A 13,481-nucleotide genomic window follows, 5' to 3' on the forward strand; every position below is an offset into this window, starting at 1 on the left:
GCATTCTCACCACTCATGGTGGTATGACTTCTCACGCAGCGGTAGTTGCCCGCGGTATGGGCAAATGCTGTGTCTCCGGCGCAGGCGAATTGCACATTAGCTATAAAGACCGCACGCTCACGATCGGCAATCAGGTACTCAAAGAAGGCGACTGGATTTCCATCAATGGTACCGCGGGTCATGTCTATAACGGCCAAATCCGCACCAAAAAACCCGAACTAAGCGGAGATCTGGGTACGCTGATTACTATCGCCGAAAAATATTCCCGCATGGGTGTCTGGGCCAATGCCGATACCCCACACGACGCACAGGTTGCCCGCAGTTTTGGCGCGCAGGGTATTGGTCTCTGCCGCACAGAACATATGTTTTTCCAGGAAGACCGGATTATGCTCATCCGCGAGATGATTCTCGCCGATGATCTCAAAGGGCGACAGGAAGCCCTCCGGCAACTCCTGCCTATTCAGCGGGGCGATTTCGAAGGATTATTCGAAGCTATGAACGGGCTGCCGATTACCATTCGCCTCCTGGACCCACCGCTCCACGAATTCCTTCCTCATGAAGAAGAAAATCAGCGGGAAGTGGCAAAAGATATGGGCATTCCCTTTGAAAAAATTAAGGATAAAGTAGAGGCACTTTCCGAACTCAACCCGATGCTGGGACTTCGCGGATGCCGACTGGGAAATCTTTTCCCCGAAATCACCGAAATGCAATCGCGTGCCATTATCGAAGCCGCGCTGAATATCCAGGCTAAAGGCATAAAAGTGATTCCCGAAATCATGGTTCCGCTCGTAACCACAGGTCGCGAAATCGACATGCAGGCTGAAATCATTCACCGGGTAGCAAAAACTGTATTCGCAGAAAGAGGCGAAACCGTCAATTACCTCGTCGGTACGATGATCGAAACGCCACGCGCAGCCATCGTCGCCGATAAAATCGCCGAACATGCAGATTTCTTCTCCTTCGGTACCAATGACCTTACGCAAATGACCTTCGGATTTTCACGCGATGATATCGGAGAGTTCCTTCCATTTTATCTGAAAACCGGCATTCTTCGCGCTGACCCGTTCCAGTCTCTTGACGAATATGGCGTTGGTTATCTCATCGCAGAAGCGGTGAAAAAAGGGCGGGAAACAAAAGAACATCTCCGAATCGGTATTTGCGGAGAACACGGCGGCGACCCCAAATCTATCGAATTGTGTGAAAATATCGGTCTTTCCTATGTCAGTTGTTCCCCTTACCGGGTGCCCATTGCAAGGCTGGCCGCAGCACAGGCTGCTATCAAAGCAGAAAAGGTAAAGGCAGTAGTCTGATCACGATATCATTAGGATAACATAAAGTACGCGAATAAGGCACGAGGGACACAAAGGATTCTGATTTCTTTGTGTCCCTCGTGCCTTACTTAAATTTTATTCAATCAAAAGTGTAACGATGTCTCCTACTTTCAAAATGTTTACTATACCATTTTGCGACTCTTTTTTTGCTATTCTTTGCATTTCTTCATTAGTAATATCCAATGGAATGGGTAAACTATTTGCCCGTAATCGGATAGTTTGCGCAAAATTATTAGTTTTGTTTTCAGGAGATAATGGATTCACTTCTACAGTGAATGTAAATTTTCGCTCTGATAAATTATCAGATTTATATATCACTTCTCTATTTAAATACACTTTTGCACTTTTCATTTTGATAGATTTTTCAATTAGCACCGGGAAAAAACATATTTGAAACTTCTTTCAGGAAATTAGGAGAACTTAACAAAACTTTTTCGGGTGAAGCAGTTGTTTGAGTTCCGTTATCTCCGTCCACAATCAGAATATCAATTTTTACAGAACCAGCGATCTGAATATCTGGCCATTTCAGCATACCATCTCGCATGATTTGCTGAACAAGATTTAAGCCTATTTCCTGCTGGGACAATATACCTGAAGTGAGCGGAACCATTATATCCTCATTGATTTCTTTGCCTAAAATTGAAATATTCCCGATTTCTTCACTCGGGTAGTGATTCAGATTAATCAGAAGAAAACATTTTTTTAGTATTCTTACCCGATACAAAAAATTGTCGTTCATGAATATATCAAAAGCTATCATTATTGTAAAATGTTAAGTTTGAAAGAAATATGCTTATTGAGTTCTATTCTCTAAAATCCTTTATAGAGTGGGTTCAATTGACCGGCACACTAGTAAACAACTCTGGTAAATATCATAACAATATTCTGCTCCAATAAGAAGGCAAGCCAAATAACCAGCTGCACAAGCTACTTCACAAGCATTTATGTCCTCCGCATTATTTCCCAATGAATATCGCCCATTGATTCTTTGAAATCCATCTGTGCTTTCTATTAATCTGGTAATCTGTTCAGCATTCATCTGATCAAATGAATATTTCAATCTTAATACTTCAATTTCAGAAATGATTTCACTTTCCTCCAGTGGCACGCCTTGATATATTGAAAAACTTAGCTTATCCATTACTTGAAGGAACCCGGAATCTTTGATCAAACGGTCAGCACTCACGTCCGATTTTGCAATATCATGCAAAATGGGGGGGGGCAACATTGTCAACACTACATGAAAATGCAATAAAGACGATACTGAGGAGAATGGAATGAGATGAAAAAAGTGGGTTTTTCATAATCTTTAATTTAAGGTTAAAAAATCTGACGAGAACCCAATAAGCATATCTATCATCTAATATACGAAATATGAAATAAAATCAACTGACACGGTGAATAAAACTCCTACTTTTTATCAGTTAATTATTAATCCACCCTGCCACTTTGTCATAAAAATGCCGGAGGTATTAAATTTGCAATCAGTTCTGTGAACTGATTATTACAAACTTATACATCGTTTAGATTTATGGAAAGAGGCAATATATCCGTCAGTACCGAAAACATTTTCCCCATCATCAAAAAATCGCTGTACTCCGAACAGGAGATTTTTTTGCGTGAACTTATATCCAATGCTGTTGATGCTACCCAAAAACTGAAGTTTCTCTCCACCAAAGGAGAATTTCAGGGCGAACTGGGGGATCTGAAGATCAAAGTAAAACTGGACAAAGAAGCAAAAACCCTGACGGTAAGCGACGCCGGCCTTGGGATGACTGGTGATGAAGTAAAAAAATACCTCAATCAGGTAGCTTTCTCCGGAGCGGAAGAATTTTTGAAAAAATTTCAGGACGCCAAAGAGAAAGAAGATATCATCGGCCGGTTTGGCCTCGGTTTTTATTCGGCTTTTATGGTAGCCGCTCAGGTTGAAGTGGTTTCCAGATCATGGCAGGACGGGGCAGAAGCTGTACGCTGGGTATGCGATGGCACCACAGAGTTCACGCTTGACTCCGGAGAAAGAGAAACACGCGGAACCGATGTCATCCTTCACATCGCAGAAGGCGAAGAAGAATACCTCGAAACAGCCCGCATCAGCAATATCCTCGACCGGTTTTGCAAATTCCTCCCGATTGAGATTGAATTTGAAGATTCGGTCATCAACAATCCGCATCCCCTTTGGAAAAAAGCTCCTTCCGACCTCGAAGATAAAGACTACCAGGATTTCTTCCGCGAACTTTACCCCTATGCTGAAGAGCCATTGTTCTGGATTCATCTGAATGTGGATTATCCTTTTAACCTGACCGGGGTTCTCTATTTTCCTAAAATTCGTCAGGATATTGATCCGAGAAAAAACAATATTCAACTGTATTCCCGTCAGGTATTTATCACCGATGAGGTAAGCCAGATTGTTCCCGATTATCTGATGTTGCTGCAGGGGGTTATCGACTCGCCCGATATTCCGCTCAACGTTTCCCGGAGCTATTTGCAGGGAGATTCCAGCGTAAAACAAATCAGCAGCTATATCACCCGGAAAGTAGCAGACAAATTGCACGAAATCTATAAAGAAGACCGGGGTAAATTCGAAGAAAAATGGCGCGATATCTCTGTATTTGTCAAATACGGGATGATCACCGACGACAAATTCTACGAAAAAGCTGACAAGTTCTGCCTGCTGGAAAATGTAAATGGCAACCTTTATTCTCTGTCAGAATACAAAGACAAAATTTCGCCCAAACAGACAGACAAAGACGGAAATCTCGTATATCTCTACGCTACGGACAAACGCATTCAAGATATGTTTATCCACGCGGCAGAGGAAAAAGGATACGACATACTGCATATGAATGGTGTCATCGACGCTCATTTTATCCAGCAACTTGAGCGCAAGTTTGAGAAAACCCGCTGGGTCAGAGTGGATTCCGACACACTGGAAAAACTGATTCCAAAGGAAGTCGCAGATTCAGCAGAAGAAAAACCCAAAAAGGGCAAAAAGAAAGCTACCGATCGCATGCTTTCCGAGGATGAAGAGAAAAAAATCAAAGAAAGTTTTGAAAAAGCCGTTTCCGGAAAACAAGGACTGAACATTGTTACTGATCGGCTGGGAACAACACAACTGCCGGTGTTGATCACCCGCCCCGAGTTTATGCGGAGGATGAAAGAAATGGCGGCTGTAGGCGGAGGCGGTATGAGTTATTTTGGAGAAATGCCAGACTCGGTAAATGTAGTGGTAAATACCCAGCACCCGCTGGTACAGAGCATTGCCGACGCAGAAGAAGATTCGGGCATGGCAAAACAACTGCTCGATCTCGCTTTGCTCTCGCAAAATATGCTTGAAGGAAGAGAACTTACAGACTTCATCAAACGCAGCGTCGAAATGCTGCAAAAATAAAAAAAGAAACCCCGGCCTTCCAGTCGGGGTTTTTGCCTTAATGTAAGGATGTCAGGGAAGTTTAGCGCACCACGATAAATTCGCCGTGAATGGTTTCTTTCGATCCCGAACCAGCGGCTTCAAAGGATATCGTGTAAGAATAATGCCCTTCGGGTACAGGGTCTCCGTTAAAGGAACCGTCCCAACCCTTTTCAATTTCTTTGCTTTCGTGAAGGAGATGGCTCGCTTCATCGAAAATCTGCAAGGTGTAGTCCTTCAGTTCGCATTGCAGCTGAACTGTAAAATAATCATTGATCCCGTCTCCATTGGGGGAAATCGCCCTTGGAATATAGGTGAGACAGGAGCCGTGGTCTTCTCCAGGCGTTGCCGGCTGGGAAAGGATGGTATAGGAATTTAGGGAGCAAAGAACGAATAGCAGAGTCACTACTAATTTGTTCATCGTTTTTGTTTTGGTGAAAAGCGATAACACAAATATAATGTATGCTTAATATCATTCTTATATAACCCCGCTGAACGGGGAAAAATCCCGCATGAATGAACCATTTGTAACCATTAATGAATAGAGATTTTTTACCTTTGCCTGTGTGAAAAAAACTACAACCAATTGGGGTAAATATCCTGTGGCAGAAGGCCCGCTGATTTCATTCCGTGAGGGGATGAAACCGGTGGAAAGTCACTGGATAACCCGCGGAATGGGCAGGTGTTACGGAGATTCTTCGCTGGGGGAAACGATGTTTTCCAGCCTGAAAATGAATCGTTTTCTGGCCTTCGATCCGGAGGCGGGAATCCTCACGTGCGAGTCCGGCGTTACGTATGAAGACATTCTGGAAACCTTTGTCCCAAAGGGCTGGTTTCCGCCCGTCACACCCGGAACCAAGTTTGTCTCCATGGGCGGTGCACTCGCTTCTGATGTTCACGGCAAAAACCACCATCGCGAGGGCTCCATTTCCCGTTACATATCTTCCTTCGATCTTTTGTTGCATGACGGCAGGATCATCACCTGTTCCCGACAGCAAAATGCAGATATTTTCTATGCCACGGCAGGCGGCATGGGGCTGACCGGGATGATCCTCCGGCTTACCATTCAGCTAAAGCGCATCGAAACCTCCGCCATACGGATGGACTCGGTGAAAGCCGCCAATCTGGAGGAAATTCTCGGCATGTTTGACCGCTTTGAAGCGGACACCTACTCGATGGCGTGGATAGACTGCCTCTCCGGAGGAAAAAGGGTAGGGCGGAGCATCATGATGAAAGGAGAACACGCCAGCCAGGCAGAAGTCACAGGCACAGCCTGGGAAAAGACCCCTTTGTCCATTCCCAAAAAGTTGAAACTCACCGTGCCATTCGATTTCCCCGGATTTGTGCTCAACCGGTTTTCGATCCAGGCGTTCAACACCCTGTATTACCACAAACAACTGCGCAAAGAGCGGAGAATCATCACCGACTACGACACCTTCTTTTATCCACTTGACGCCATTCACCACTGGAACCGCATTTACGGGAAAAGAGGATTTACCCAGTACCAGTTGGTCATTCCCAAAGCCGCAGGCGAAAAAGGTATAAAACTCATCCTCGACACCTTGCGGCAGGCAGGTATGGGATCATTTCTCGCCGTATTAAAACTGCTGGGCAACAGCGAAGGGCTGATTTCCTTTCCGATGGAAGGATATACTTTGACGCTGGACTTCCCGATTGAGCAGCGGCTGTTTCCCTTCCTCGACCGGCTCGACCAGATTGTAATGGATTTTGGCGGACGGATATACCTCACCAAAGACGTGCGTATGCCCGCTGAGGTATTTGCAAAAACCTATCCGGCCCTGCCGGAGTTTCGCCGCATTGTGCGCGCACTCGACCCGGAGGGGAGAGTAAGGTCGTTGCAGTCGGAGAGGTTGGGGGTTTAGGACGAGACTGAGATTAAAGCCTATCAATTGAAAATTCTTCTCAGCATGGTTCTGATGAAAGAGGGTAAAGGAACCCTGGTATATCTGAGGTACTGGCTTAGGAGTCACTTATCCTATCCAGCCATTTTTTTACTGTGACAGTATTAGGATGACCGACTCCAAGCACATTTAAAAAGACTATATAAGCAGAAGAAAACAATTGTCGGGCTTCTTCTATTCTGCCCAGATCTAAATAGACGGTAGCCAGGTTGGAGCTACTTCTGGCCACATTCGGATGCGCCTCCCCAAAGTGCTTGCGATCCGATGCCAGGGCCGATTCCAGGAGGGCGGCAGCGGCCTCATACCGCCCCAGATCCTGATAGACGGTAGCCAGGTTGGAGCTCCTTATGGCCACAGTCGGATGTTCCTCCCCAAAGTGCTTGCGATCCGATGCCAGGGCCGCTTCCAGGAGGGCGGCAGCGGCCTCATACCGCCCCAGATCCTGATAGACTAAAGCCAGGTTGGAGCTCCTTATGGCCACAGTCGGATGCGCCTCCCCAAAGTGCTTGCGATCCGATGCCAGGGCCGCTTCCAGGAGGGCGGCAGCGGCCTCATACCGCCCCAGATCCTGATAGACTACAGCCAGGTTGGAGCTACTTATGGCCACATTCGGATGCGCCTCCCCAAAGTGCTTGCGATCCGATGCCAGGGCCGATTCCAAGAGGGCGGCAGCGGCCTCATACCGCCCCAGAGCCTGATAGACTAAAGCCAGGTTGGAGCTACTTATGGCCACATTCGGATGCGCCTCCCCAAAGTGCTTGCGAGCCGATGCCAGGGCCGATTCCAGGAGGGCGGCAGCGGCCTCATACCGCCCCAGAGCCTTATAGACTAAAGCCAGGTTGGAGCTCCTTCTGGCCACAGTCGGATGCGCCTCCCCAAAGTGCTTGCGATCCGATGCCAGGGCCGATTCCAGGAGGGCGGCAGCGGCCTCATACCGCCCCAGAGCCTTATAGACTAAAGCCAGGTTGGAGCTACTTCTGGCCACAGTCGGATGCGCCTCCCCAAAGTGCTTGCGAGCCGATGCCAGGCCGATTCCAGGAGGGCGGCAGCGCCTCTACGCCCAGAGCCTTATAGACTAAAGCCAGGTTGGAGCTCCTTCGGCCACAGTCGGATGCGCCTCCCAAAGTGCTTGCGATCCGATGCCAGGGCCGATTCCAGGAGGGCGGCAGCGGCCTCATACCGCCCCAGAGCCTTATAGACTAAAGCCAGGTTGGAGCTACTTCTGGCCACAGTCGGATGCGCCTCCCCAAAGTGCTTGCGAGCCGATGCCAGGGCCGATTCCAGGAGGGTGGCAGCGGCCTCGCCCCGTCTGATGACGGTAGCCAGGTTGAGCTGGCCATTCGGATGCTCCAAAGTGCTTGGATCGATGGCGTTCAGGCGGCAGCCCATACCGCCCCAGATCCTGATAGACTAAAGCCAGGTTGGAGCTCCTTATGGCCACAGTCGGATGCGCCTCCCCAAAGTGCTTGCGATCCGATGCCAGGGCCGATTCCAGGAGGGCGGCAGCGACCTCATACCGCCCCTGATCCTGATAGACTAACGCCAGGTTGGAGCTACTTATGGCCACAGTCGGATGTTCCTCCCCAAAGTGCTTGCGATCCGATGCCAGGGCCGATTCCAGGAGGGTGGCAGCGGCATCATACCGCCCCAGATCCTGATAGACTAAAGCCAGGTTGGAGCTACTTATGGCCACAGTCGGATGCGCCTCCCCAAAGTGCTTGCGATCCGATGCCAGGGCCGATTCCAGGAGGGCGGCAGCGGCATCATACCGCCCCAGAGCCTTATAGACTAAAGCCAGGTTGTTCTTTAATACATTTACCTCTTTCCCATAGGTTTGAATATGAGATAAGAGGGCTTCCCCGTACACAACCAGGGGAAATTTTTCGATGGGATTGTCTTTGCTTTGATCTATAGATAAGATGCTGCTTACTCCCTTGATGATGTCCCTACAGTTCTCCTCATCCGGAGAAAACTTATACCGGATAAGCTCCTGAATCATTTGGTGGCAGCGATACCTCCCAGTTTCCTTCTCCCGCGTGATCCATCCTTTTTTCCATAACCCACGCAAGGCTTTTTCAAAATCATCCTTCTTATCAGGATCTATATTAAATAGTTGGAGCATCGTTTCCCAGTCCACAAACACCGAGGGAAGTACCGCCCATTGGATTAGTTGCTGCTGCTCATCTTCTGTAAGTAAAGAAAGGGAGAAAGCCCCCATCAAATAGCTATATACCGCGATTTCCCGCTTGCTATGGTGGGACCAAACCGATTGAGAGAGTTGTTCAAACTGTTTGTCACTGAGCCGTTGTAGTATCCCGGCGGGACTGAGGGAAGGATATTCCATACAGAGCCTGGCCAGTAGTTCAATCGTTAAGGTGTGGCAACCAATATGCGTGAGGAGATCCTGTACATCCTGAGAGCAATTTTTCCCTTCGGGATACAACGTTGTAAAGAGCCTTTCTGCTTCTTCCAGGGAGAGTTCGTCCAGGTAGTGGGTGGAAAAAGGGGCCAGTTCTAAGCGAGAAGTTGTGAGAATTTTCCAACGTGGGGCTTTGGGAAGCGCATCATGAATGTCTAAGATCGATGCACCTACATTGTCGATCACCAGGAGATTGGGGCCTTCCTGTTTATTCATTTCTGCCACCACCAGCTCAAACCGGTCCTTCTCAGACATTTCCGTATCGAAGGCAAGTCCCAACTTGGCAAATAAGCTGGTGTTATTGGCTATGGATGAGTAAGCCGATCCGGAAGTCGGATCAGAAATATTGGGATCCTGAAGAACGTTTACCCAGGCAATATGTCGGTATTCATTCTGGTGTCGGTACACATATTCCTTGGCCAGGGTCGTTTTTCCGATTCCTCCGAGTCCATTTAAGAGCAATACCGAAGACTCTCTTTGGAGCAAATGCATCAGCGTACGAAGGTCTTGTTCCCGGCCTACAAACTCGCTGCGTTTCAACGCCCGGGGAACCTGACTACTTAGGTCTATCGCCCCTCCTTGCGGTACAGGCAAGCGCCACTGCCGGATTTCCGGATGAGATACAAATAAAGCCCATGGATTAAGAGAGAAATCATATCCCTGGTCACCCCATTTGAAGGTGGCACGGTAGTTTGTCCCAAGCTTGTTGGCGGGATCTACTACAGCGAGGGCCTTATCAAAAGCATCTCCCAGGGCCAACCCTTTGCCTATTCCCTGATACAAACGGATTCCAAATTTGTGAGCCAGATCATCATCTATCGGATAATGCGTGGCAATCACCGCAGGAATGCCTATGTCCTTTAGCACCTGAATCTGACCCGCTGTAGCGCAGGCATTCAGCACCACGAGCTGAAGTTTAGGCGCATTTTTTAACAAATCCCTGAGTCGTTCCCTATGCAAAGATGCCGCTTCATCGGATGAGTCTTCCAACTGAAGTCGGGTTCCATTGGCATGGCCGGAAAAATGAAAAATAGCCAGATCCTCGTGAAAGTGGATGAGATCTTCCATCATCCATTCGGGATGGGAAGAGGGAGCCGCGTACACAATTCCCCCCTCAGCAAAGAAGTTTCCCAAAGATTCCTGAATCCCCAGCTTTTCAGGCTCCAGGGCCTCAAGGAAACGATGGGGATGATGCAAGTCATTGGCAAAGGCCAAAAAGACGACAGGCGTTGAATTCATCAGATAGAGGTTTTGGGAGAAATATATCCTAACGTATTACTGCTAAAATTGAGTAGACACTCAAGGTAGAAATTTCCCCCGAATTAACAATCCCGGACTTGCCAGGAGCGGGTAGTCCCAGGCATTGGATTCCTCCCGGGGTTTCATTTAAATATCTTATATAGAATGCCCTGATAATAAGCGCTCTACCAAAATTTAATTCTCAAAATCCACAGATTTTTTATGTCTCAAAACCGAAGGTTTTCAAGGGATAGAAATAGTTTTTATGCCCACCCCTTTTTTATTTGGAGTGGTACTGTTTTGGATTAATAGAAACAGCTACCTGCTGCCCTCCCCCCTCAAAAATCGACTCACGTCTTTATTTTTCCATCTGCCGCCGGTGACGTTGCCGAAATAATCATAGGTTCCGCCGATGTTCACGCGGACCAGGCCGGTTGGGGTGGGGTTCTCCACATAGGCATATTTGGCTGGGATTACTACCTTCCCCGAGGTGGTGATCATGCCCCATTTGCCACCCGTCAACATGTCTTCTTCATCATATACGCCGCCTTTGTTTACACGGGCAAGTCCGTAAACAAAAACCTCCAGATATTCATACTTTGGTGTAAGGACTACGCGCCCATAGTCATCTATCAGGCCCCATTTGCCGCCGACAACGCCGATCTCTTCTTTATAGATGCTGCCAATATTCACCCGGGTCAGGCCATTTGCCAACATGGAGATATAGTCATATATGGGCGGAACGACTTCCCGGCCGGTCTGATCTGCCATACCCCATTTATAGTCGCGGAAAAACCAGGTCAGCTCAGACGAATCACGCTGGGCAAAGCTATTTCCCGGTGCTGCAAACAGAAGAAAGAACGGGGCTATCAGGAGTAGAAATTTTATTTTTACCATTGAAGGATTTTACAAACAGCGTTTTTACTTACCTTCCAAAAAGGTATTGGGAGAAATATCCACCAGTTCATTTTGTATGGCACACACGACCAACCCGGCAGTATTGCGGCAGTTGAGTTTTTGCAAAAGATTGTTGCGATGACCATCTACGGTGCGTATGCTGATGAATAATTTATCCGCAATTTCTGCGGCAGTGTATTGTTCACAGATCAATTGAAGCACCTCTTTTTCCCTTTCCGACAAATCTGCAGTAAACGAAATTTTCGGCTTTGATCTTTTCACCATACTATCCCGCATGACTTCGAGCACCTTGTCATTATAGGCAAAACCTTTTGAATAAACTTCCCTGATAGCGGTTTCTACTGCTTCGGGCATACTGTTTTTGGGCAGATATCCCGAAGCCCCAATCTCGATCATATTGAGGATAAATGCCTTCGTAAAGAAGGATGAAAGCACAATGATTCTGATCTCCGGATACCGATGACTAAGAGCTTTTGCTGTTTCCACGCCGTTCATCTCAGGCATATTCAGATCAAGCAGCAATATATCAGGCAGAGAATTCAAAGTCGCCAATTGTGCCAGCAATTCTTTCCCATTGCCTGCTTCCAGAATAATTTTCATTCCATCAAAACTCTCAATAAGTATTCGCATCCCTTTGCGGAAAAGGGTTTCATCATCAGCAAGTGCTATTTGTATCATATCGACAGGGGTTCGTATGGACTTGCAGCTAAAATAGCTAATTCATAAGGAATCAACAATAATACCATTATCCCGGGCTTAGTTTCACTTCGACCCTGACTTTTACCCCCTCCCCCAAAGCCGTTTGCAGATGCCAGGTTCCGCCGATCATTTGTAAACGGCTTTCTACATTTTTCATTCCCAGACCTTTCTGGTTTTCCATGGCCTTCTCATCAAATCCGCGCCCGTTGTCGCGATATTCCAGTAAAAGTTTTTCCGGGCTTTGGATGAGGTGGATATTGATTTCGCTTGCCTGAGCATATTTGAGGGTATTGCTCAGGAGTTCCTGCAGGATACGAAACAGATTTAGTTCTGTCATTTGAGGAATGTTTTCCGGGCGAGTACCTTCAGATTCAAAATTTACACTCAGTGTATGAGACTGCCGAAACCGGTCGCAAAACTCCTCAATGGCGGAAGCCAGCCCAAAACTCTCCAGCGTAGGGGGGAGTAGATCGTGAGAAATTCGGCGGGAGGTGTTAATGGTATCGTTGAGGACTTCGGCGACCTCATCAATATTTGCCCGTACATCAGGCGCTTTTTTTGCGATCTGATGCATAAAGAGATGAATCACATTCAACTTGGACCCTACCTCATCGTGTAAATCCTTCGCAATCCGCTTGCGCTCTTCTTCCTGCGTCCGGAGGGTGCTGTGCAGGAGTTTTTCCTGATATTCCAGTTTCGTCTGCTGGGCTTTTATCTGTTCCTGACGAAGTTTATTTTGTGAGAAACTAAAAAACAGCACAAAGGTAACGGCAAGTATCAGCATCATGCCGACGCCGACAGCGACAAGTAGGAGAAGCTCATTGGGGGATTCCATATATTCCGGCAGGTTTTATTCCCTGTAGGCAGGTATTTCGACTGGTTATTTATTCCGTTGAAATATGATTTTTGAAATAGCAATAAGAACAATCATCTGAAAAATAGACGTAAGACAACCATTCACAATCCAGAAAAGCCGGTAACCTTCCAGGCTTTCTTTTGTGATAAATTGACTGAACATAAAGATAAATAAACTACCGGCATAACAAAGCAAAACCGCAAAACAAATAAAACTAATTGCCTGCTCTTCCTTTTTGGAAAAATCCACACGTCCGAATGCATCAAAAAAATAGAGGATAACATATCCAATCAGAAAACCATGCGTCAGCGATGAGGCGTTGCTGTTGAGATCAGATAATGGTTCCCAAAAAATTGCATTATAGACAAGGAAAAGGGTCATCCCCTCCAATATTATATTGAAATATTTTTTAAAGAAACGCATATCGATATACACCTCCCTGAAGAAAAGCGAGAAAAATATAAATTCCAGCAGGGTATTGAGATGGAGGAGTGGGAGGTTGTTCAGGCTTTTTTCCCATAAATAGCCTGCTACTACCTGAATCAGTAGATTGGATGCGAGGTAATAGCCCAATAGCTGAATAGCTCTGGGGATTCTACGATAATAGAACCCCCAGAGAATGACACTTGAGATCAGAAACAGTAAGCCTAAATTGGTAATCCAGGCCAGTATATCGGTAAGCATGTCTATT

General features: G+C 46.9%; 13 protein-coding genes. 3 read left to right on the top strand and 10 right to left on the bottom strand.

From position 1 onward, the window contains the following. The coding region (locus tag R3D00_00005; protein ID MEZ4771526.1) for a putative PEP-binding protein at positions 1-1,310 on the top strand (1,310 nt) is incomplete at its 5' end. Positions 1,311-1,406: 96 nt separating this feature from the next. On the opposite strand, the gene R3D00_00010 is transcribed toward R3D00_00005, so the two are convergent. The 3 genes from R3D00_00010 to R3D00_00020 form a co-directional block, all read right to left on the bottom strand. After that, positions 1,407-1,682: a hypothetical protein gene (locus R3D00_00010; GenBank protein ID MEZ4771527.1), complete on the bottom strand. Its 276-nt coding sequence runs from the start codon at positions 1,680-1,682 to the stop codon at positions 1,407-1,409. A 13-nt stretch (positions 1,683-1,695) separates the two neighbouring features. Next, positions 1,696-2,070: a hypothetical protein gene (locus tag R3D00_00015; GenBank protein ID MEZ4771528.1), complete on the bottom strand. Its 375-nt coding sequence runs from the start codon at positions 2,068-2,070 to the stop codon at positions 1,696-1,698. Between the two features lie 81 nt (positions 2,071-2,151). Beyond that, positions 2,152-2,517 (bottom strand): hypothetical protein, encoded by a 366-nt coding sequence (locus R3D00_00020; protein ID MEZ4771529.1) that lies wholly within the window; start codon positions 2,515-2,517, stop codon positions 2,152-2,154. 345 nt (positions 2,518-2,862) lie between these two features. On the opposite strand from R3D00_00020, the gene htpG reads away from it, so the two are divergent. Continuing rightward, on the top strand, positions 2,863-4,719 hold the full coding sequence (gene htpG, locus R3D00_00025; protein MEZ4771530.1) for a molecular chaperone HtpG: 1,857 nt from the start codon (positions 2,863-2,865) through the stop codon (positions 4,717-4,719). A 61-nt stretch (positions 4,720-4,780) separates the two neighbouring features. Here htpG and R3D00_00030 read toward each other — a convergent pair whose 3' ends face one another. Then, positions 4,781-5,158 carry a gliding motility-associated C-terminal domain-containing protein gene (locus R3D00_00030; GenBank protein MEZ4771531.1) on the bottom strand — a complete coding sequence of 126 codons (378 nt, stop codon included), beginning with the start codon at positions 5,156-5,158 and terminating at the stop codon, positions 4,781-4,783. Between the two features lie 145 nt (positions 5,159-5,303). Here R3D00_00030 and R3D00_00035 point away from each other — a divergent pair, with 145 nt between their 5' ends. Beyond that, entirely contained in the window at positions 5,304-6,620 is a 1,317-nt protein-coding gene (locus tag R3D00_00035) for an FAD-binding oxidoreductase (protein MEZ4771532.1), read from the top strand. A gap of 97 nt (positions 6,621-6,717) precedes the next feature. On the opposite strand, the gene R3D00_00040 is transcribed toward R3D00_00035, so the two are convergent. From R3D00_00040 to R3D00_00065, 6 genes are all read right to left on the bottom strand, one after another. After that, the gene (locus R3D00_00040; GenBank protein MEZ4771533.1) at positions 6,718-7,692 is read right to left on the bottom strand and encodes a tetratricopeptide repeat protein; all 975 of its coding nucleotides are present in this window, start codon (positions 7,690-7,692) and stop codon (positions 6,718-6,720) included. Between the two features lie 183 nt (positions 7,693-7,875). Beyond that, positions 7,876-10,317 (bottom strand): tetratricopeptide repeat protein, encoded by a 2,442-nt coding sequence (locus tag R3D00_00045; GenBank protein ID MEZ4771534.1) that lies wholly within the window; start codon positions 10,315-10,317, stop codon positions 7,876-7,878. Positions 10,318-10,635: 318 nt separating this feature from the next. After that, entirely contained in the window at positions 10,636-11,214 is a 579-nt protein-coding gene (locus R3D00_00050; protein ID MEZ4771535.1) for a WG repeat-containing protein, read from the bottom strand. A 24-nt stretch (positions 11,215-11,238) separates the two neighbouring features. Next, entirely contained in the window at positions 11,239-11,913 is a 675-nt protein-coding gene (locus R3D00_00055; GenBank protein ID MEZ4771536.1) for a response regulator transcription factor, read from the bottom strand. 67 nt (positions 11,914-11,980) lie between these two features. Beyond that, on the bottom strand, positions 11,981-12,769 hold the full coding sequence (locus tag R3D00_00060) for a sensor histidine kinase (GenBank protein MEZ4771537.1): 789 nt from the start codon (positions 12,767-12,769) through the stop codon (positions 11,981-11,983). A gap of 45 nt (positions 12,770-12,814) precedes the next feature. Continuing rightward, positions 12,815-13,474, bottom strand: a complete 660-nt coding sequence (locus tag R3D00_00065) for a hypothetical protein (protein ID MEZ4771538.1) — start codon at positions 13,472-13,474, stop codon at positions 12,815-12,817. Positions 13,475-13,481: the final 7 nt, after the last annotated feature.

This window comes from Bacteroidia bacterium (assembly GCA_041391665.1).
Taxonomy (GTDB): domain Bacteria; phylum Bacteroidota; class Bacteroidia; order J057; family J057; genus JAGQVA01.